Source organism: Bradyrhizobium sp. WU425, from assembly GCF_021052305.1.
GTDB classification, from domain to species: domain Bacteria; phylum Pseudomonadota; class Alphaproteobacteria; order Rhizobiales; family Xanthobacteraceae; genus Bradyrhizobium; species Bradyrhizobium canariense_D.
The window spans coordinates 5,194,734-5,215,140 of sequence record NZ_CP088089.1; the positions used below are offsets into that span (position 1 = coordinate 5,194,734).

Genomic DNA, 20,407 nt, shown 5'->3' on the forward strand with positions numbered 1-20,407 from the left:
CAAGCAGTTGCATAGGCTTGTCAGTGCCGCACTATGCCTTGTCATCGCACAAGTCCATCAGCAGCTGTCGAGCCTGCGCCGATTCCGAATAGATGAGTTGGAAAGATCGTGCGCCCGCAACAATCCGCTTCAAAGCGAAAAAGCCGGACTGCGACAGCTTCCCGTCTGCGGCAAAAGCGCCCTCAATGAGCCGCTTGATCGAATCAAGCTGATCCAGGGGGGTCAGCTCGACGGGGCCGCTTGCGACCCGGTTCAGAAAGATGATCCACTTGGCAGAGAGGCTCCCATTGTGCGCATCCGGAATCGGCAAATACCGCACTTCGGCGCCATCGGACCGGCGGTGCGTCACGTCGTTCCAATCGCCATACAGTCGGGATAGCAACCGCCACGATCCCTGCTTGAGGGTGAGGGCAAATGGGATGCCGCAGATCGTTCCGTCAGCCCCAATCAGCGCAACGTCATCGCCGGCATACTGAAATCCAGCGTCTACCAATTCTAGTGCAAGAGTCGACTTGCCGGCTCCCGGTTGGCCGCACAGCAGTAAGCCCATGCCGCACTTTGCAAGAGAAGCGGCGTGGAGCGCGAAAGCCCACTGATTGCTTCGGATAAGTCGCTCGGTGATGTGAGCTTTGATTGTAGGGGCCAGAGCTGCGGCTTCACATCTATGGATGCTCCCGTCATTCCCGCGGAAGAATACCTGATCGCCGAGCATCATTGTCTCGATCGCAATATCCTCCTCCTCGCCGCTGTCGTCCGTAACACAAAATAGCGAAATCAACTGTTGCGAGAGCTCCCGATTTGCAGCCCGGACGCTGATCCTGCGCTGACCAAGAACCGTCGAGAAGGCACAATCGGCCGACATTCGCCAGTCGAGATCGAGCACCCCTCGATCGATCCAGACGTTCATCGCCTGCCACGTGAACTCGCGCGCTGCGCGCTCGCCAATGCCTAGCTGCCCGAGCTCCTGATGGACGTCTTCCAAAGAAGCACCTTGTGCCAACTTGCACCAAATGAATGCCCCTAGCTGGTCCAACTCATAGAGCTTCTGCCTTGTCTCGCTGAAAAGCACTGATCGACCGTCCACCAGCGCGAAGATTGCACCCGCGGCGGGTCTCAACACCATCTCTGCCGATGTTTTTTCCAGCATGGCTATTCCCGATAGCAACGATATCTGTTTCGCCGCCGTGTCGACGCGGTGGCGACAACATCCGGCAATGTCCTGTCCACGGCGCGTTCAAACGAGCTGCAGTTGCCGAGGAAATTCGGCTTGATCGCCGTGCTACAACGGCGCAAGTCCACCTCAGTGCGGATGCACATCGCCTGACTGGGATTCATTTCGAATGACCATACGGCCCCGGTCACGCCGCCAGCTGACCACCCTCGTTCACCCCAGATAGAGAAATATTCAACACTTGTCCTCCGAGAAAGGTCGCCGGCGCGGTCAACCGGTGAGAGTCCAGCAGATAGCGGTAAACTTCGCGAGCAGCACTCCGCTCTCCTAGAACGCGCTCCCTCTCGCTGATGCTCGCTAGCTTCTCGCGCATTTGAGCCAACTGCTTCGCAGCCGAGGTGGAGTTGCGCTTCTTCTGGACTGATTCCCGCATCGTCTCCTCCGACCAAAAAAATTGACGAAAACAGCTTACGTCATTGACAACAATTAACAACGAGATTTATATGATAACAATATAATCAATATTTATTTCATGTTTGAACCGGATGCAACCATTCAAATACCAAGAAGCGGGCCCTCCGTCGAAATAACAGCCGACCGAGAAACAGCGTCGCAGAAATCGCCGCGATGATCTTGACCTCCTGCGTGCGGGACAGCGAAAAATAAAACTCGACGAGAGTCGCAAACCAGACCGACAGCGCAAGGCTTAATTTGCAGGATTAAATCCTAACGAAAAATATTTCGCTGACGAGAGTGGAGTGAAACCGGTGATCGAATTAGCCAATTTGCCCATCACGGGCGATATGATCGTCTTCGTCGCGAGCGGCATAGCACGCGCAAAACTCCCACCCGCTCAGATTGGCCCATTTTCAGTGGCGCCTAAGGAGCTTTCGAGAGACGCATAATCAACGCCCGCGCTGCCGAGCCAAAGAGCGGCGGCGTCCAAGGAATCGCTCAAGCAGCGATCCGGCCGGTTGGAAAAACGTCGTCACGAGCAACCCGCCCTGCTCGAACAAGCACTCCCAGTGTGCGATGCCCCCCAAGTAACCCACACTGAGATGACGACGCACTCCAGCCGGCCGGTTCTCTTTCGTTCGACAACGAATAATAATTTCCTAGGGAGGCTCGCATGGGAATGATCATGGTCAAATGTCCGCAAACCGGTCGCGCGATTCCTACTGGTATTAGGTCGGACCGTGAGGCTTTCCTGCGGAGCGTTGTGTTTTATGGCAATACTCGTTGCCCGGTCTGTCGCGCCAATCACAACTGGTTCGCTCGCGAGGCCTGGGTCGATGAGCCGGTCGTGCGGCCCGGGGAGATATTCGAGGAAGCGCCGCTGTGCTGATGCGTAGCGGGCTTCGGTACAGACGCGGAGCCGAACTGACTAGCATTACACGAATTTGGGCCGACCGCCTCATTTGACGCCCCGTGTGCGGAGTTGACCTGTTGCGGCATGGTTGCCGCACCGACTAGTCTTGGTACGGGCTGGATGCGCTCAATCATGGCGCAGCGTTCATCCAGATTCCTGTCTTGGCGGCTATTTCTGCCAGGGCTTACTGGAGGGATGCGAAATATTTTGGCCTATCGTCGTAAAGCGAACTGACGCCCTCATGAACCGCAAGTTAAGCGTCACACCGGCAGGTCGGCGCAAACTAACGCTTCCGATCGCTGATCCTGCAAGGGCCTGTTTGGGGGTATTGTAGTGAGTAGTGGGGTTTGCAGCCGCTTGGCTGTTCTGCGTCAAACGGCGATGGAGCTCGTTAGCCTGCTTGCCCAATTGCACAGGCTACGAGAGCAAGTGCGAAGGGCGGAAGGGCGAAGCCTCGGAGAACGAGCGAGACTAGGGCCGGCGTCACGGATGCGTAGGCCCCGGTTTGGGACGAGTTGCCGCACGCGGATTCAATGATGGCGAGCGGCGCGCGTAATTTCAGCGAACTCGAAGACGATCGTTTCACGGATCGACCTTGAAGCCTCCGATAACCCTTGCACAGCTCCAAGCCGCCCGATCGCTCCCCAATGAGGCGTGCGCACAGCGGGGTTTCAAGGCAGGCCGATGCGAGTGAAGGCTCTGTGTCAGGAAAAGTGCTGCACTTGGATCCGGCGTCCCTTTCCGGCTCTGACCGAGATCATCCACGAGCGGCATGCTGCGGATCATGTCCCGCACCTGAGTTGGTTTAAGCCTGACTTTTTATCTCTTTTTAGTCTTATGAAGCAGCGCTACATCTGAAAGACAATTTGAAAGCAAAGCCGAAAGTCGTTCGCGTCAAATCGTTTCGGTAGTCGCGCCACGGAAGGCAAATTTGATTATCCGGTATAATCATAATTAATATGACGCAAAACAGAAAATAAGGTGGGGAAAAATAATGGGAGGAGTGGATGGAGACCGTACGCCGCTTGCGCGCGATGGCGTCGCTGTGCCGACAGACTTCTGCGCATCATCCAGATCGAAGCTGGAAGCTTCTCGCCGAAGCTGAGTTCTGGGAGCACTTGGCTAATGACATGCTTCGCGAGCATTTCGAACAATGCACGGCTGGCTCCTCGCTCCGACCGATCGGACGTGATCCGAATGCCGCGGAATCGAGCGCTCGCATAACCGCGTGAATGCTCTCGCCTAGCCCAAATCCCACTCGGCCGTGTGCGGGGCGTCAGTCCTCTTCAAGGCGCCCCATGGAGAACCAAGCCCTGCCGGCGCCTTCGTCGGGCGGCGCGCAGACCTGAGCAGGGACGCCAAAGCGCGCTCGGCTGCCCGGCTCGGTCCGCTCAGACTACCGAGTTCTGTTTTCTGAGTCCGGAATGCGCTTGTGCGAATCTGTCGTTCGCCGTTGGACTTGCACTTTGGCGTCCAGCACTTTTTCCCCAGTTCGTGCGGCGCGCGGCCGGCTCACTTGGTCCGAAAGGCTGGAGCCCCTACCAACTATTCCAGCGATATTTCCGTCGACCTTCGCTGCCGGTATTTTTCGGTTAGGTGACGGTCCAACGATCATCTGCTCCTCGTTGCTCGTGCCGGTGCCAATAGCTCCGATCGGCAGACCATTTTGAGCGTGGCCAGCGCCGGCATTTCTCTTGGCCTGCGCCGCCGCCCGCGACTTCGACGTGGTGGGTTGAACGTCCGGGCTGTTGGTTTGACTGGTGCGGTTCAGGTTTGCACCGGTACCAACGTCTCGTGTCCCTATTCCTGGAGGCGCCGATGGACCAGGGTTGGCGCTGCTCGCATTTGTACCCATGCCGGACGGAGCTGACCCACCAGTGTTGGCGCTGCCCGTGCCCGTCCCAGTGCCGGCACCCGCGGAGCCCGCCACTGCGCCGCCTGCTTGGGCCAGGCCAGCACAGCTACGCTCGTGATAATCGCAATGATCAGCGGGGGAGTCGGTGGAGCATTGGACGATCTCCTTCTCAAGCGACCGGCAGTATCGGCCGAACATTTAATTGGCGATAAATGATTGAATAAAATAAAATATGGTTTATTTTTGCCTAAGGGTAAATTGAAATTGAGAAACGGATTGACGCATTAATGTCGCGGATGTGGGCACAAGCGCCGATGCAGGCAGGGTCGGGCCTTGAATCGCCCGTTCGCCGCGCAGGCGTGTGGATTGCCTCGGATTGTGTTCGTAGCTGTGCGCGCACCTGCGCAACAAGGTCGGCGTGGGTTGCACCGACTGTCCTGACGGTAATATCGGTTTTGACCATACCCGTTCTCGCGCAGGAGCCAAATCGGCCGGCGAGCGACGCCCATGTCATGGCGACGCACTTGCGCGGCACGACCGGCTCGGGAGGGTGGCCCGCGGCGCGGCTGAAACCATCTGCCGACACGACGCCCCTGAAGCTCGCACAAGCCACAATCAGCAATACCGAGCGATCGCGGCAAGTGCTCGCCACAGAACAGGAGAGGATACGGGCCCTTGCTGCTGACCTTCGAACATGCCGACGGGAGCAGGATACCGTGCTGGGGCTGTTGCAGCATGCACGCGAGCAATGGACCAGCATTGCGGAGGCCACCGAGAATGAAACCGATGAGCTCCAGAAATCGCTCCGGGAGGAGCGCTTGCACACGCAGCGTCTGGAACGGGAACTTGTCAAGGCGCGCAACGATTTCGAAGTGCAGGCACGGCTAAGCCGCGAAATCGGCGCAGAGGGTCGCGAACCCGAACGCCGGGCACAGAGCGATCCGAGGGAGCTGCAACAGGCTGTCGAGCGGGAGAAAGATCGGGCAAACCGGCTGGAGCAGAATCTGACAGCCGCTCATCACGACCTGGAGACCCAGTCCGCAGAGGTAACCAGACAAGCCGCAGAGATCAGTGCAAAAGAGGCAGCGGAGGCTCAGGTACAGGCAAGCCTCCGACAGGAGCACGATCGTACCAAACAGCTGGAGGAGACGCTCGCGACGACGCGAATCGAGCTCGACAACCGATCCCAGCAGATCGCGAAGGCAACCGAAGAAACGATGCAGACCAAACGAACAGCGGAGAATACCTCGGCTAAACTGAAGCTGTCATTAAAGGAGGAGCACGAAAGAGCAGATGCGCTGGCGCAAGAGCTCTCGTTGGCGCGTTCCAAGCTGTTCGCCTATGAAGCGCAAGCCGCGGCAAACGATGATCGAGCCGAACAGTTGAAAAATCAGCTCCGGCGAGAATGCAACCAATCCGGCCGAGATGAGCAAGAACTTGCCGCAGCGCGCACGAGTATCGGACCGTGGCTACCCGCCGGGGTGTCGGGTGAAGGCGGAGCCGGCAATTCGCCAACAAGGGAACTGCTCCGAACACTGCTGCTGGGATCGCCGCAGGCGCCGCCCGCGCAATTCGCGCGAGAGCTCGTGGTCACAGCAGCTGAGCCGAAGGCGCCATCCCCGGTTTTCCGGAACGAAAACGCCGCCGAACTCGTGCGATTGATCGCTCGCGCAACCGGATTGCTTCGACAAGGCGATATTGGCGCGGCACGAGTTGTCCTGGAGCGTGCTGCTGAATTAGGGAGCGCACCGGCAAGTTTCGCCCTCGCGGAAACGTATGATCCGAGCCTGCTTGCAAAATGGGGCGCGAGCGGAACGCGCGGCGACACGTCCAAGGCGCGAGAGCTTTACGCCAGAGCAGCAGCCGGAGGGGTCAAGGAGGCAAGGGAGCGATTCGACGCACTTGGTCATTAGCAGCATCGGTGCAGACAAATGGTCGTGCGCTGTATCGACAGATCGAACTTAAACTTACGTGTCGAAGTGAAGAGCGCAGCGGACAAAACAGAGTAGACGTTCCTAGGGGAGCCGGATCGATGAAGCAGCTGGTTGGAATACGCTCTTGGTTTCTCCTCATCGTGATATCCGCTCCGCTTTTGATCATGGGCTGTTGCCCAGCAATGGCCCAGCAGACTCCGCGGGCGCGTGCGGATCATGCAAGGGCGGAAATTGCGGCCATGAACGATTGGACTGTCGGAATAGCCGGAGGTCTGCTGGAAGGAGCTCCCATTCGGCTTGCCGCGGAAATGGCGCGAGTGGCCGATGATGGAACGGACCTCCACGTGCTGCCCATCGTGACCCGTGGCGCAACCGAAAACGTCAATTCGCTGCTGTATTTGCGGGGCATTGATGCAGCAATCATCAATTCCGACGCACTTGACGAGTACAAGAGCCAAGTGCCGGACATCCAGCGACGGATCACCTATGTGCTCAACCTGTTTCCATCTGAACTGCACGTATTCGTCAGGCCCGAAATTCAGAGCTTGAGTGATCTGGTCGGAAAGAAGGTCAATTTCAACACCCAAGGTACCGCCGCAGCTTATTCGGGCCCGCTGATCTTCAGCCGGCTGGGGATCGAGGTCGATAAGGCATTCATCCCCCATCAGGTTGCGATGGAACAAATGCGCAGGGGTGAGCTGGCCGCCGTCGTTTTCATAACATCGAAGCCGGTGGATGCATTCATACGTGGTCGCTGGGATGCCGGCTTCAAGTTCTTGCCGGTCCCCTACGAGAGCAAGTTCGAAGATTATTATCTGCCATCTTGGCTGGACGCAGCTGATTATCCAAACTTGATCAGGCAGGGGGAACGCGTGACAACTATTGCCGTTCCAACCGTGCTGGTCGCTTTCAATTGGCCGATCAAATCCAATCGCTTTAATCGTGTGGCGCGCTTTGTCGACCGCCTGTTCTCGCGGATCAACAAACTGCAGGAGCCCGGTTTCGATCCGAAATGGAAGTCGATCAACTTGGCGGCGACGGTCCCTGGCCTGACGCGTTCTCCCGCGGCGCAGGCCTGGCTCGATCGTCTGCCGCGTTCGAGCCAGGCGGCGCAATGACGTTCACCCTGATCGCTCTCGTCGTGACGCTCGCGATCGCAAATGACCTCGCTCGGGCCCGAGGCGCCGAAGACCCTATGGCGCCGGTTCGCGTCTCTGATCGGCCCGCAAATGGAGCCGGGGCGTGGATCGTCAGCGAGACCACCTCGCCAGTTGATTATTCATCGATCATCAAGGCGACACTACCATCTCAAGGGGACGCAGCAATGAGCCTGTCGATACGCTGTCGCGGCGGCCTGACCGAAGTGTTGCTTGATGGAGCCGGCCTGTCGGGCCGTCGCGAGGATTACACCCTATCCCTGCGCATCAATGATGATCCACCTCTTCAGGTCTCAACAATTACGTCGGTACGCGGTGTCGCGCTTGAAGGCGATGTCGTTCGCCTGTTGCAATCGATCCCCGGCCACAGCGAACTTTCCGTGCATGTGTCACGCCGAACGGGGACTAGCGCCGGTGCAGTGTTCGCTCTCTATGGTATCGAGAGCGTACGTGCAAAATTGGCGGCAACATGCAAATGGCCACGCGCGATCGCGAAGCCCAACAATTGATCATGAACCTCAGCTTGCTTGGAGAAACAACATAATGCACAAATTTCCGAAGATTATCACAGCGATGATCGCGACAATCATCTCGCTCCCGGTCGGGCTGTCTAGTTCCGCGGCACAGGAGACTCGCCTGCTCTCGGCACAGCCCAGTTTGCCTGCAGCCTCAACACATGGCGCGGCAAGAACGCACGCGAATTCATCGGCGCGGGCCGCGACGCCAAAACAATTTGAGCTGGCGCGCATCGCGCCATCGTCTGCTGCCAAGAAAGAGCACCGCTTAATCCTTCAGGTCAACACAAGCGACTCCGCGTCAATGAATCTTGCATTGAACAATGCACTCAACGTCGCGCAATACTACAAGGAGGTTGGTGAAGGAGTGAAAGTGGAGGTGATTACCTTCGGCCCCGGCCTCCATATGCTCCGCGATGACACATCGCCGGTGAAAGCGCGAATTGAGGAAATGGCTCTGAGCACGCCGGAAGTATCATTCAAAGCCTGTGGAAACACGCAAGAGAAAATGCAAAAGGCCGAAAATAAAGACATTCCGATCGTTGCCCAAGCCCAAGTGGTGAGGTCGGGCGTCGTTAGGGTGATGCAGTTGCAGGAGCAGGGATGGACCTACGTCAAGCCATGAAATGGCGACCAGACAATGCCTATCGAGCGGCTAGGTGCCGGCCTGCGGTCGCGACACCCCGATCGAGTGGGTCGCCGCAGCCGATGCAAATTGACTGGCCTCGATCGGGACAGATCTATCGCGCGCTATTGACCGGGCAGCGCCAGACCGACTGTCTGATCATGCGCACGAGAGCGACTTCGGGAGCGGGTTGAGCGAACATCGGTTCGTCTCAGTCACTTGCGAGGTCTGGTAGCAATTTTGCGGGGCAGCCCCTGCCCCTCCCATCCTACTCGGCCGCCTGCTAAGGTCGATTGTCCCGTAGCAGCATAGGGTATCGGAGATGCAGGGCGGCGCGAGCTGTGACGCACAGTGCTTCGATTTACGTCAGTTCTGATGACCTCTTTTTCGAGGGCAAGCGATTAAATTACACTGGATTTTATTTTGTTAACGCGTCAGATTTCTAAACTTAAAGCGAGTCGATTTTATGTTGGGGATGTTAAATGGCAAAACCTGCCGTTTCCCGTAATGCCTTTCGAGCGTTATTCGCTCTTTATGCGAAAGCTGATCACAAGCACAATGGCGATTATTGTGTGTTGAAGCTGCCTGGATCCGCTAAAGGCATTCCTGATCGGCTGCTACAGCAGTGGTCGCACCAGGCTGATCTACCCGGCGCTGAAGCCATCGCCAGCACACTGGAGCCGCGCACCCGCGAGATCGTGAATGGTCGTAAACGCTATGACCACGCCAGCGACTTTCTCCACGTGCTGCTGAGAGACCTAGAGCTAAGGGAACACTGAAGAGACGTCGCTGCGTCAGGCTCCGCGAGGTCTTGCAGACCTGAATGATAATGCCTTTTGCCTCCGCGCTCTATATGCACCAGTCTGCTATTCCAATGCCGGGCAGCCGGCCCATTTTGTCGATATGGTGCTCGCATGCCGAGGTCGATTTACCAGCCATTGCATGAAAGGCTGCGAACGGAGAACGGTCAAAGTCTCCGCCTCACCTTTTCAGAAATTGAAGCGATCTTGGGGAAGCCTCTGCCGAGATCGGCCTACACCTTCACTGCGTGGTGGAGCACACTGAAGAGAGCAGGTCCTCAAGCGAGAGCCTGGATATCCGCTGGTTATCGTGTCCGGGTCTCAATGAAGCACCGCATCGTCGAATTCTATCGTTCTGATGTGAACACCAATGATCGTCATGGAACGCCCTGGCTGCATTGAAGCTTCCCATGATGGCGGACCTATCAACCTCGGTGTTCGGGACAAACTGCGAGAACAAGCCGGCGCAGAATCAAGTTGCAACTTCAGGGCCGCAGCGAAAACTGCTGCGGCCCTGTTTTTGAGCGGAAGCCGCGAACCGGATGCTCCGGAACGTGGCGAGAAAACTCTAACGGGAACGCTGCGCGATGGCTTTAAGCCGCATGAGGGTTGACGATGGTGTACCCTCGCAGGGAGCGCGGGTGAATTCGCGTTGCGTGCCCACCTGAGTTGGCATCGTACGCCTTCCAGATGTCACCAGCGATGTGCTGTTCAAGGACGAAGACGTGTCCACGTCGCGCGGCAACCATTCCCGGTGCTGGCGAGGTGCGGGGAAAGCGCAGCCAATTGGCTGCGAGGTTCAGTTCCGGTACTACCCGACCAAACACTCGGATCGCCGCACCACATCCGCAGAACGATCGAGGGCAACCGGCCGGACGACCGCTAACGATCTCACTACTTAAGGCCCCTGAGCTGGCCACAGACATCCGTAGGCTAGCAACGGCACCTCGCTGCAGGCGCGGTGCCGGTCTCGTGTATCTCTGCGCTTGCACCAGCGAAGATGAAAAGTCGCATGGCATAATCACGTTGCATTCAGGTGGCAAAGCGGCGCGCAAGGGGCGCGCTTCAGATGAAATGGATGTCGCAAAAGCGAGCAATAAAGCTACGACTACTCGAATGAACATGCAGGACTCCGGGTTAATAGCCCTGCCCCGACGCGCAGAAAGCGCCTTTTAATTTGGCGAAATTAAGTTGCAAAACTAGCATTAAATAGGATTCTATGGCCGAGTTAAATCAAGAAAGGAACGTTTCGATTTGCCTCGAGTCCTTGTGCGACCGATCCCTTGTTGTCGTGGATCGATAGATGGAAAAAGCAGTCGCCTACGCAATCTCAGCGGCCCTCGTAGGTATCGGTGTTTTGATACTGGTCGTTGGCCTGTCCTCCAGCTCGCCCGCTTTGTGGGTGATGGTCGCGCTCGTGCCGATCACGATCGGGATCGTGAGCGCTTTTGGCCCCGTGTAAGGATGGGGAAAACGGCCGATGCGTCAGATCGTCTGCATTTTCCGAATCGCGCCTCTGTGCACGCTCTCAACTGGTTTCAGATTTGCGGGTACACGCGCGTGAGCCATTTCGTCTCTATGCTTCTGCTTGCCCTCGCCCTGACGCTGACCTTGTGCTTCGGGGTGGCAGCCTGGCGCGTGTCGGCCGGCAATGACGTCGAGATCACCGCAACGATTCCGCATGGGGAATACGGATGGAGATCGAGGTCGAGGAACTGAATGCCTTGCGCTCACCCTTCGGCTACATCCTGGCGACTATGAACGTGGACCTTGACGACTCGCCATCGAGCGGAGGCTGCCCCGCGTCTCCTACCGTCCTGCCTCGGGCTCGCCGACGGGCCTTTAGGACCGCAGGTCGTCCGTTCGCAACATAGCGATCAGATTCGCGACCGCCAGCTCCAGGTGCGGCAGGGCATCACAGGGCTCTGCGGCATCGAGATCGTCCACGTGCCAATTCTGGACCCGGTCCGCGATGGCCAGGAAAGCGGCGTTCGACCATCGATTGATGCTCCGCCTCTTTTAATCCTATGACGATATCTGCTTGCCGGAAGTCAGGTAAGGTGCACGGCAGCGGAAGTTCATCAGCATCGTTGCCGAAAAATCCCCGACACGCGGCGAGGTCATAGCTTACCGTCAACTATTCTGACGAAGGAGGAATGGCATCAGCTTCTCAAAGATTTCTATCCGAAAGCGATCAATCTCCCAACTGAGCGCATCGCTGAATCCCGCGGCATACGCATGGATGATCGCTCGGTCCGCAGTCACTTTGGTCGTCACGCCATTTACGACCACCGAGCCTGTCAGGATCTTTCCGTCCCATTCAACAGCGCGACCATAACCCACCGACATGGCAACTCCAAACACAAGAAGGGTTGGTCTTATGCCGCACCAGGCGGTTATCTCACACCCACGTCGTCGCTTGTTTGTTCGTGCTGCCGCTCATCGTCCTCATCTCGGATAAGTTTGTGAGATTAGCGCAAACCAAAGCAAGGCACGACTGCGCACCACAGTCAGTTCCTTCCGATTCTCTCGATGAATTCCAACGCGGCTGGCGCAATGTCATCGAACTCGACAAAGCAGCGGCGCAGTTCATCTGCGATCTCTACGGTTACATCACGCGACCATCCCTCAACCGTGTTGAAGACCACGATCCGAGCAGGGTGCTTGTATTGACCTTCCATTATTTGGCGCATCAGCGTCGCTCGACCAGTGTCGTCTTCGGAGGTTTCGCTCCAGGCACGGCCGAGCCCACCTCCATAATCCTCGAGCACAAGATAGACGTCACGTGGATATGGATGAGGCACGATGGACGGAGAATGAGGCATGATCCCAAAACTCTGAAAATCGTCATTTAATTTCTATATTAAACTATATTAAATATGGAATTTCAATCTAATTTACAGCCGTCCGGCTGCGCTTTCGATCGGTCGACACTGCCTATCGAGCGACCCACTCGCCGGCACACGCGCTTTTGGAGGTGAGCAAAAAGCGAGCCGTGGGGTAACGGCGGCGGCGATGGCTGTCCCAACGGCAAGGACGACAGAGGCCGCTAACGTTTTTCGGAGGCACGGCGGTTGGTACGGGCTCGCCAATTACCGCGTTTGCCCGATTCCTCTCCCCAAGTGGGCGATGCAGTCGGGCCCCAGCTTTCCCCATTGCCCCAAGCAAGGCTCATTTTGTTCGGCTTGGAACGACTTACTGATTGCCAAGTTTTCCCGTGCCTCCCCAAGGGGCAGCTGCCTTCACCAAGGCGGCTCGATAGCCCCAGCTTCACCGCCCTGAGGCTGGGGTCCTTTTGCTGTCTGGATAGCTGCAGACTCAGGAGGGCGTTGATGCAGGGTTATAGCTCGATCCTTCTTGTCCAACGGTTGAACGACCTCGTTTGTCAACTGTCAGAGCTGGAAGATCTGCGGCTTAAAGTCCAAGAGGCGGAGCGACGCGCCTCGGCTGTACCTGCATTGCAGTCGCCTCCGAGCACTCAATCGCAGCGACGGCGAGCCGCGGGGGAGCGGACCCCCGAGGAGTGACTGGAACCCGATTTATCCTGCGTTAGCGAACGAGCGTAGAGGCTGTGCAGCTCGACTGCCCTGAAGGGAGTGAACTTCACGATCCTCGCGTGGTGAGGCTTGAGCAAGGGGCTTCGCATTCCGCATTTATCTTCGGCTTTCTCGCGCGACAACACGCGCCAGTCAATTATCCGCGCAGAGCGACTGGCCGCCGAACTGATTGAAAATATCGATCGGCTGTTTGCCCCTCTTCATCTCGATGAGGGAAATAGGGCGCAGCGCGCTCGAGCGGTCGACCAGCGCAAGCGTGTATTGGCGGATTGGCGCAGGCCGCACGCGACAGCAATGGCGATGAGACAGCATGGCGTTCTGAAGCCTTGCCCCACGCTGATGTTCGTCAATGGCGCCAGCGAACTCGACAAAAGCACGACCAGGACTTACGTGATACCTGCGTCATGCTGCTCGATCGGGCTGGCTGCGACTTGCTGATGACCTGCGACATCACTGGGCATTCATACCGAAGCGCGCAGACCATTGTGAAGCACTCCCGCGCCCGGAAGGCGGCTCAGGCCGAGTCCGGCATCGACTGGCTTGAATTGCAGGTGCGGAAGGAAGGGCTGAACCTGGATCGTCATTCTGTCGGTGTTTTTCAGCGGTGCATGGCTCCGGCCGAAGCCTTCGGCTATGCGCGCTCTCGGGCGTGAGAGAGGTGCGCGTGAGCTAGTTCATGTCCGCGCTGCTAGTGGTGACTGCGTTGACGCTGACCCTATGCTTCGGCCTGGCAGCCTCGCGCCAGTCCACCGGCAGGGCAGCCGATTTCACCATTGCCTCCCAAAATTCCAGACTGGGACGGGGATGGGATGCCCCTGAAGACAAATGGCCTCGCCTCGGAAGCAGTAGCATGGCTTCCATTGACGGGGGCTCCCCACCTATCGTGAGCACCGCATCATCAACCGGCAATAAAGGATCTGGAACTATCTTACACGTAGGTTCTTCCGTTCTGATTGGCCACCGGAGGCTAACAGATGACGGATGAACAGCTAGCTCTTCAGGCTGTGAGTGACGCCCAGCGCATTTTGGAAAAATACTTAGAACCGAGGCCCCGGAATAACGAGCGCATCATCTTGGACAAGCTGGTGGAGGTGCTCGAGCGGCCAGATCTTCTGGTCGCTGTTCATCGGATGCAGCGCGGCTCGTAAGCGCGCCGTTGCTGGTCGGCTCGTGCGAATTCGAGCCAGTCCTCAGCAAGCTTTAGCCACGGCTCCGCGTCGACGGAACTGACGGGCTTGCGCCGTCCGTTCCCTGCACACGTCAGCTAACTGGTAGAAGCGAAGTACATCTTCAGACATGCAAAATGACGCGACTAGGCCCATCACCCCGCCTCAAGAGTATCGCCTCTTCCGACACTGCCTGTCGAGTATCTTACATATCATCCTGATTAGGTGACTCCTCGCCCACTGTGCTAACTGGCAACCCCGCCGGCCCGCAGACGCTTTCAAGTGCCGGCTTTGCCGGTTGCCAGCACCATATAGGCAGACGCCGCGTCACAACTCAGCAGGTGGCGTACCAGCCATCAGGAAACGGGAGCGGAGGCCATTCGCCCGCGGTGTCATTCGCGGCCTCCGGCTCGGCGTCGATTGGCCCACCTGCCGAAGGACGCCACGCAGGAGGCGCACCCGGCTCGCGATCATAGGGGTGCTGGTCGGAAGGCGCTGTGCTGCCGAAGTGCATAGACTCTATCGAGGGCATAAGTGCACCCCGCGCTCTTGATATCTCACAATTAAATAGACAATGCATCTATTAAATATATTAAATGTTTGACTTGTTCAATCGCGAAATGATTGAATAGGTTTGTCCTACGGCGCCCGTGAGCGCGGTATTTTGAGGCCAGCGACCATGTCCTTGGCATTCCCGCACTGGCTGATGATCGCAGGGCGGGGTGACGGCTATATTGGTGTCCTCGTCAGCGGAAAGAAAGCGAACCGGGTTGATCGACCGCCAGGCGAGCCGATCGATGTGCCGGCTTTACCGCTCCTCAACTCGCATGACCCGCAGTAGCTCGCGCGCGTTCCGCCAAGAGCGAGGGTTAGCAATGGCTGTCAGAATTGAATGGGGTCCGCTTGAGGCGATAACGAACGTCCGCAACGAAGCGTGCAAGGCCCGAGACTTCATCATCCAGTCCCATGATGGACACGTGCAGGGGCAGATTGTCGTGCCTGACGACGCCGATCAGTTCGTCATGGGGGCATGTGAAATCCGGCTTCTCGAGCTGCTAAAGGACGCCATCAAGGAACTGGAGCGGTGAACGCGCCGAAGATTGCCGCCAAAGCGAGTACTAAATTCGATACGTGGTCAAAGCGCCCGGCCCGCCTGTGCGAACCGGCGGGCCCTGTCCCAGCCACGCCTACCGTCTCAGATTACCTGCGGACTGCTCGCCCCGATCGCTCACGATCTCGTAGCTCACCTTTGCACCTTCTGCCAAACCACTGAAGCCAGCCTTCTCCACCGCTGAAATGTGGACAAAGACGTCCTTCCCGCGGTCGTCGGGCTGAATGAAGCCATAGCCTTTGGTTGAGCCACTTCACAACACCTGTCGCCACGCACGTCTCTCCTAAATGACCGTCGCCACATGACAGAAGCTGATAAAAACGAAAAGCCCACCAACTTAGGATTTAGTTTAAAATGCGAGTTGGATGAATGACCGCCTGTACTGGGACAGGCGTCATGTTGCCCACATGAGGAAGGCAGCCAACGTGAACCGGCGCCCTCCCGTCAATTTCCCACGGTGGACCAGCAGGGAACGAACACCTCGATAGGGAGCTTGAGAATCTTGCCGGCTCCTCGCGAGCTAACTGAGCGGCCGCGGCCACCCAAAAGTCGGCCTGAAGCCGGGGCAATCTCACTGCTGGCGCCTACACAGCCGGGACGAACTCGTCGGCTTGGAAATGGCCCGCAATGTGAACCGGCGAATTTTGTCGCAATCAAATGCGACGCGCTAACGCACTGAGCGCAGATAATGGTCTGGTCGGTTGGCGCGATTCATCTCAGCGAAGGCCTTCCCCAACTCTTCCGCCGTATGCTTCGCCTTGAAATTCTCCCATGCGATCATGAACCGCCCCTTCGCTTCATCGAGTGAGCCAGCTTTCCCGAACGGCGGACCGGGAAGCGTCACGATGCACGTCCACAACCAAAACCCCGGGGAGCATTCGTTGGCGTAGCGGATGCGCCCGACTAGCTGCCGGTCCTCGTGAACCGTGTAATCATCCAGGCCTATCATCCGCAGTGTCAGAGGCATTGTGGCTTGCCGCAGGGTAGAAACGAAGATAAAGCGCGGCGGATTACATTGTGCCAATTAAACCTCGCCTGACCTGCGCGGCGAGGAACCCGTGTCCTCACTGCGCCGTTGCTGTCTCGCTAGCTTGCCCAAGCTGGCGGAGCGGCTCCGGCGTACCTCAAAAGCCAACCCTGAAGCCGGGGCCGTCTCTCCGCCATCGGTCTTTTCGGAGCATATGTTGTTGCGCGGCGCACAACGCAGGTCCTACCGCCATAACCCCAGCTTGAGTCACGACCGCGGGCAGGAAACCGTTTCGAGCCTCACACGCAATGACGCGAAACAACGCCCTCCAAGACTGAACGGCATTGACGTCCTCTCGAGGAGAGTAAGATGAGGAAACTATTTTTCGGTGCGGCCTTACTCGCGATCGCATTCGTGGGGTGTTCAACGATTATCTCGGCCGCTCTTTCTGCAGCCCGGGAGCCAAGGCCGCAACATTCTCCGAACGCTTTGCGCCCGCGCTGAAGTCCGCCTCGAGCGGCTAAATGCACTCATAGCCGTTATGAACCTGATCTGGCGGCGCCTTACTTACATGATACTGGCCGGCATGCGGTCTAAGCTCGTGAGAGCAACGACTAAAACGACCGGTGTGACCGGCGGGTCATTTTTCCACTTTGACAAGATAAATCGACCGCACGATGCGGCGAGCTGACTGAGACGATCATGCGTGATCGCGCGCCGCTTCTCATCAGCTGTTAGTTTCTCGCGTCAGTCAAATCGTGACGAGAACAATAATAATTGCGATTTCAACCAGTAACACCGCTGCTGTCATGGTGGGGACGATAAAAACGTAGCCATGCGGAGGATGATCCGCCTCACCATCGGCCAAGAAACGGCCCCTCACATCTCATGGCGTAAGCAGGGGCGGGATACGGGAGCCGTTTCTCGGTGGCCAGACGCGTTCGTCCGGCGCCAGGCACTCTCAAATTAATTCTATTTTAAATATCGGTCAACATTTAAATTGGCATTATATTATTTATTCATTTAAAAATGACCCTGTGCTTTAAAATCGCCCAGCTTGCCTTGGAGCGAGCGCATCCGTCGTTCCCCATCCTTTGCTGCCTCGCAAGAGAGCAGGACGTATCCGCGGACAAACGCGTGCCGCCCGCTATCGCGCATGGCACGGATTGGATCGAGCGTTACCCATGGATTGCCGCGGCCGCTCTGAAGAACCGCCAGAAGCACTTCGTCGTCGAGGGTGAGGAGGTAGTGCTTGGCGTCGATGACGTTTCCGATTTCAACGCCCTGCACTCTCTGCCAGGCAGCTTCAATTTCCCGTCTCCGTTGGATTTTTTCAAAGATCCGGTGGCTATGGGCAAGCAGATCCTCGCGCAGTTCGACCCGTCGAAGATACTCCCGAAGGCACCGAATCTGCCGATGCCTGACCCCGCCCAACCCTACTGAAGCGGGCCGCGACCTGGACCAGGCTCAATTGCGCTTTCAGCACGAGGACGAGAAATTGCTTCCTCGCTTCTAGTCAAGCAAAACGGCCTCGGGACTTAATGGGGCGGTTTCTGCATCCAGGCTCGTTTGTTTTAGGTTACTGACCCCTCGATAAATCCCCGGCTCCATGCCTATGAACTCACTTCGGAGAACGACACGTATGGCGCACGAACTGCAATTTCTCTTTCTCCACGAGATCACGCAGGAGCAGCCCACTGGAGAGGTTCCGAAGCACGACCCAATCCCGCTCCTGATACTCTTTCTTGATCCTCCCAACCGTGTTTGCTGCAAAGTCTTGCGCAACCCGTTGGCTCCTTCGCTTAGGCCGCCCACATACGCCATGATGAGAACTGTCGGAGCGAAGCCCAGCAGGCACGCGACATCTATTGCTTCTGACCCTGTTGATGCTGTCTTGGTTGCCATCACCTTGAAAGCCAAAGAAGATAACTGTCTCAGTAGCCGACGCACGTGCCCTGGAGGGCGGCGAGGAGTCCTCGGCTGGGATTTCTGACATTGCGATGCTCGCGCATGAAGCTTCGCATCTCGTGCTGCCGTCCCGTGCAGTCTCGTTCGCTTTACCGCGCAGCGGGGGTCGGCGAGCAAGCATTCGAAATCCATGTGAAGCTTAAACCGAAAGCAGTTCCCGGTCGGCTTACAAATGGAACCAAATTGACCGCCATTAAATGAGAAATTTGATTATGTCATATAATCATGATGACTCCATCGCAAAAACGAAAAATATGTTGGGGGAAAACATGGGAGGTTGAAATGGAAGCTGCCCGCCGCCTGCGTGCAATGGCGCTGCTATGCCGACAGACTGCCGCACTCCAACCTGAGAGAAGCTGGAAACTGCTTGCAGAGGCAGAGTACTGGGAGCATCTGGCGGCTGCGGCTTCAGCTCATTGAGCTTCGGTGGAGTATTCTTTATCTTTCGCTTTTCGTCGACTTCTTACTTCAAATCATTTTCTGAGGCATGTGATGTCGAGTACGCGTCAGATTTTTTCTAGTGCTGTTCTGAATGAACGGCACCAGGCGCTTCTGGAGGAGCTTAGAGAGGTGGAGAAGCTTCGACGCAAGCTCCGACATGTAGAAGCAAGAACGATGGGCAGAAGACGGCGTACCAAAGCGAGCGGCGGAGCAAGAGCCGTTTAGAGACGGCCGGGACCGCAGTAGCGAGCCTTGGTGACGACGTCGCTGCGACATGTCGGCAACCAGCCAGGCCGGGGTGCCTCACAATGCTCGAACTAACTCGGCGGCGAGACCGGCCGTCGATTCAGGATCGCGCGTTAGCTCCGACCTTCATTCGACGTTGCACTTCGGAACACAGCAACGAGTCGATCGCCTTGCCAAAGCTCAACGTCGTGCTCGTCATGCATTTGCTCGGCTCGGCGTCTCGCCGTCTGCTCATCAATGCAGTCGAGCTTTGCAGCGCAGATCAGTTGCCGGCTGCCGTCCACCACGAACACCTTGTACCGCATAATGCAGTCCGATCCCAAAGGCGACCGTCATCGTACTCGAATGTCCGTCTAAGCCGGTGCCAAACTAGGCGTGGCGCACGGAATCTTTGTACGTGTGGCAGTTCGGCTATACCGGCTCGTGGAATCCATTGATTGCGCGGCGGATGTACCTCGCATCTAAGCTAACGTAATCTCCACGCATGCCGAAGCGTGCGGCTCGAGCTCAAGAGCGAGAGGCCACCAAGCGTCATCAGCAGTACACCGAACCAGGCCGTCCAGCTGCGCGCTTCGCCGTGCGCCTCTGCAGTGCGCGCGCCCAGCGGCATATCTTGAGGTGCGTCGGCGAGAAGCTGCCCAACGTCGACTTGGCCCGGTGCGGAGTGTTCGGAGGTGATCTGGTTGGGAAGATCGACAATGGGGGCCGCCGACCCCGTGCCGAGATTGGAAGCGGCATCAGCTACCTTCATTTCGGGTACAGGCGGCTGAGATTGCTCGGGCGGTGCGGAGCGCAGCACCTCCGCGCGCGCATCAACGACCGCGCTCCACCTCGTCCCGTTCTCGTCCAAACTGGCGCTGCGGTCTTTGGCCATGCGAGCCCGAATCGGCTTCTTCACCGTCGCGATGCCCTCGGCCAGGAACCAGCATTTGCGGCGACCGTCCATTCGGTAGACCCAATGCTGTCCACCAGTGGTCGAGGTACCGGGACGCGGGACGCATTCGGCTTGCGGCGGAGAGGTTACCGTGGGTTGGGGCGTAGCAGTATTGAAGAAGTCGGCAAGAGGGTTGGAAGACGCAGGCGCCGCCGATAAACCTCCGACAAGCACCAAACTGGCGAAGTATAATCGCAAATGACCGGACATCGAAAACTCCCGGGTGCGCCCCACCCCCCGCTCGAACCTTAGCGGCGACAACGGCTCCCATGCGGCTTAAATCGGGCGGCGCGATGAATTAATTAATTGTACTCTTGGCTACCTGATTAATATGCCGGTCACGAGGCAGCGCGATTCATCGAGCCGTCCGCGCCGCCGTCCGGTGATCGCCATCTTTGCGCTCGTCCCCGAGCACGAAAGCGCAACTGGCCAAGGGTGAGTTTGTGGAGGTCACGAGACGTGGCTACCCCGCGCGGCGATTTAAATACTCCGCCACGATATTACCACTGTCGCGCCTTTCTCCCTGCTACCTCTCGTATTAAATGTGGATTGCATGATCAATATTTAACTGAGGGCTTGTCTGTTCCCGGA

21 protein-coding genes and 1 pseudogene are annotated in these 20,407 nt (G+C 57.5%); 15 read left to right on the top strand and 7 right to left on the bottom strand.

The window, feature by feature from the left end; genetic code table 11:
• Positions 1 to 31 precede the first annotated feature (31 nt).
• Both BcanWU425_RS25305 and BcanWU425_RS25310 read right to left on the bottom strand, forming a co-directional pair.
• A complete protein-coding gene (locus BcanWU425_RS25305; protein ID WP_204510841.1) occupies positions 32 to 1,147 on the bottom strand; it encodes a serine/threonine protein kinase in 1,116 nt (371 codons plus the stop codon).
• 211 nt (positions 1,148 to 1,358) lie between these two features.
• Entirely contained in the window at positions 1,359 to 1,604 is a 246-nt protein-coding gene (locus BcanWU425_RS25310) for a hypothetical protein (RefSeq protein ID WP_085358644.1), read from the bottom strand.
• A gap of 696 nt (positions 1,605 to 2,300) precedes the next feature.
• Between BcanWU425_RS25310 and BcanWU425_RS25315 the strand changes: the two genes are divergently transcribed.
• From BcanWU425_RS25315 to BcanWU425_RS25345, 8 genes are all read left to right on the top strand, one after another.
• On the top strand, positions 2,301 to 2,516 hold the full coding sequence (locus BcanWU425_RS25315; RefSeq protein ID WP_085349052.1) for a hypothetical protein: 216 nt from the start codon (positions 2,301 to 2,303) through the stop codon (positions 2,514 to 2,516).
• A 2,391-nt stretch (positions 2,517 to 4,907) separates the two neighbouring features.
• Entirely contained in the window at positions 4,908 to 6,308 is a 1,401-nt protein-coding gene (locus BcanWU425_RS25320) for a hypothetical protein (RefSeq protein ID WP_231188658.1), read from the top strand.
• Between the two features lie 119 nt (positions 6,309 to 6,427).
• Positions 6,428 to 7,447, top strand: coding sequence for a TAXI family TRAP transporter solute-binding subunit (locus BcanWU425_RS25325; RefSeq protein ID WP_204510839.1), 1,020 nt, complete (start codon positions 6,428 to 6,430; stop codon positions 7,445 to 7,447).
• Entirely contained in the window at positions 7,444 to 7,995 is a 552-nt protein-coding gene (locus tag BcanWU425_RS25330; RefSeq protein WP_231188661.1) for a hypothetical protein, read from the top strand. The genes BcanWU425_RS25325 and BcanWU425_RS25330 overlap by 4 nt, the downstream gene beginning before the upstream one ends.
• A 34-nt stretch (positions 7,996 to 8,029) precedes the next feature.
• A complete protein-coding gene (locus BcanWU425_RS25335; protein WP_085349057.1) occupies positions 8,030 to 8,626 on the top strand; it encodes a DsrE family protein in 597 nt (198 codons plus the stop codon).
• Between the two features lie 482 nt (positions 8,627 to 9,108).
• Positions 9,109 to 9,405, top strand: a complete 297-nt coding sequence (locus BcanWU425_RS25340) for a hypothetical protein (RefSeq protein WP_085358638.1) — start codon at positions 9,109 to 9,111, stop codon at positions 9,403 to 9,405.
• A 135-nt stretch (positions 9,406 to 9,540) separates the two neighbouring features.
• Positions 9,541 to 9,828, top strand: coding sequence for a DUF7662 domain-containing protein (locus BcanWU425_RS37745; RefSeq protein ID WP_433994716.1), 288 nt, complete (start codon positions 9,541 to 9,543; stop codon positions 9,826 to 9,828).
• Entirely contained in the window at positions 9,797 to 10,039 is a 243-nt protein-coding gene (locus BcanWU425_RS25345) for a hypothetical protein (protein ID WP_204510837.1), read from the top strand. The genes BcanWU425_RS37745 and BcanWU425_RS25345 overlap by 32 nt, the downstream gene beginning before the upstream one ends.
• Here BcanWU425_RS25345 and BcanWU425_RS37750 read toward each other — a convergent pair.
• The gene (locus BcanWU425_RS37750; RefSeq protein ID WP_231188663.1) at positions 10,020 to 10,550 is read right to left on the bottom strand and encodes a hypothetical protein; all 531 of its coding nucleotides are present in this window, start codon (positions 10,548 to 10,550) and stop codon (positions 10,020 to 10,022) included. The genes BcanWU425_RS25345 and BcanWU425_RS37750 overlap by 20 nt on opposite strands.
• Positions 10,551 to 10,729: 179 nt before the next feature.
• Between BcanWU425_RS37750 and BcanWU425_RS25355 the strand changes: the two genes are divergently transcribed.
• Positions 10,730 to 10,888 carry a hypothetical protein gene (locus tag BcanWU425_RS25355; RefSeq protein ID WP_018456767.1) on the top strand — a complete coding sequence of 53 codons (159 nt, stop codon included), beginning with the start codon at positions 10,730 to 10,732 and terminating at the stop codon, positions 10,886 to 10,888.
• A 671-nt stretch (positions 10,889 to 11,559) separates the two neighbouring features.
• On the opposite strand, the gene BcanWU425_RS25360 is transcribed toward BcanWU425_RS25355, so the two are convergent.
• Positions 11,560 to 11,775, bottom strand: a complete 216-nt coding sequence (locus BcanWU425_RS25360; protein ID WP_018456770.1) for a hypothetical protein — start codon at positions 11,773 to 11,775, stop codon at positions 11,560 to 11,562.
• Positions 11,776 to 11,855: 80 nt separating this feature from the next.
• Between BcanWU425_RS25360 and BcanWU425_RS25365 the strand changes: the two genes are divergently transcribed.
• The 5 genes from BcanWU425_RS25365 (at position 11,856) to BcanWU425_RS25385 (ending at position 15,237) form a co-directional block, all read left to right on the top strand.
• Positions 11,856 to 12,281, top strand: a complete 426-nt coding sequence (locus BcanWU425_RS25365) for a hypothetical protein (RefSeq protein WP_157642985.1) — start codon at positions 11,856 to 11,858, stop codon at positions 12,279 to 12,281.
• A 771-nt stretch (positions 12,282 to 13,052) separates the two neighbouring features.
• Entirely contained in the window at positions 13,053 to 13,421 is a 369-nt protein-coding gene (locus tag BcanWU425_RS25370; protein WP_143275430.1) for a hypothetical protein, read from the top strand.
• Positions 13,421 to 13,636 carry a hypothetical protein gene (locus BcanWU425_RS25375; protein WP_204510836.1) on the top strand — a complete coding sequence of 72 codons (216 nt, stop codon included), beginning with the start codon at positions 13,421 to 13,423 and terminating at the stop codon, positions 13,634 to 13,636. The genes BcanWU425_RS25370 and BcanWU425_RS25375 overlap by 1 nt, the downstream gene beginning before the upstream one ends.
• A gap of 321 nt (positions 13,637 to 13,957) precedes the next feature.
• Positions 13,958 to 14,131 carry a hypothetical protein gene (locus BcanWU425_RS25380; RefSeq protein WP_162847236.1) on the top strand — a complete coding sequence of 58 codons (174 nt, stop codon included), beginning with the start codon at positions 13,958 to 13,960 and terminating at the stop codon, positions 14,129 to 14,131.
• 893 nt (positions 14,132 to 15,024) lie between these two features.
• Positions 15,025 to 15,237 (top strand): hypothetical protein, encoded by a 213-nt coding sequence (locus BcanWU425_RS25385; RefSeq protein ID WP_018456774.1) that lies wholly within the window; start codon positions 15,025 to 15,027, stop codon positions 15,235 to 15,237.
• A gap of 99 nt (positions 15,238 to 15,336) precedes the next feature.
• Here the strand turns inward: BcanWU425_RS25385 and BcanWU425_RS25390 are convergent.
• Positions 15,337 to 15,532: pseudogene (locus BcanWU425_RS25390) on the bottom strand (cold-shock protein).
• 395 nt (positions 15,533 to 15,927) lie between these two features.
• Complete coding sequence (locus BcanWU425_RS25395) at positions 15,928 to 16,227, bottom strand: hypothetical protein (protein ID WP_026233247.1); 300 nt, start codon at positions 16,225 to 16,227, stop codon at positions 15,928 to 15,930.
• Between the two features lie 1,029 nt (positions 16,228 to 17,256).
• On the opposite strand from BcanWU425_RS25395, the gene BcanWU425_RS25400 reads away from it, so the two are divergent.
• Positions 17,257 to 17,670, top strand: coding sequence for a hypothetical protein (locus BcanWU425_RS25400; protein ID WP_231188665.1), 414 nt, complete (start codon positions 17,257 to 17,259; stop codon positions 17,668 to 17,670).
• A gap of 1,678 nt (positions 17,671 to 19,348) precedes the next feature.
• Here the strand turns inward: BcanWU425_RS25400 and BcanWU425_RS25405 are convergent.
• Positions 19,349 to 19,828 carry a hypothetical protein gene (locus BcanWU425_RS25405; RefSeq protein WP_231188667.1) on the bottom strand — a complete coding sequence of 160 codons (480 nt, stop codon included), beginning with the start codon at positions 19,826 to 19,828 and terminating at the stop codon, positions 19,349 to 19,351.
• Positions 19,829 to 20,407 lie beyond the last annotated feature (579 nt).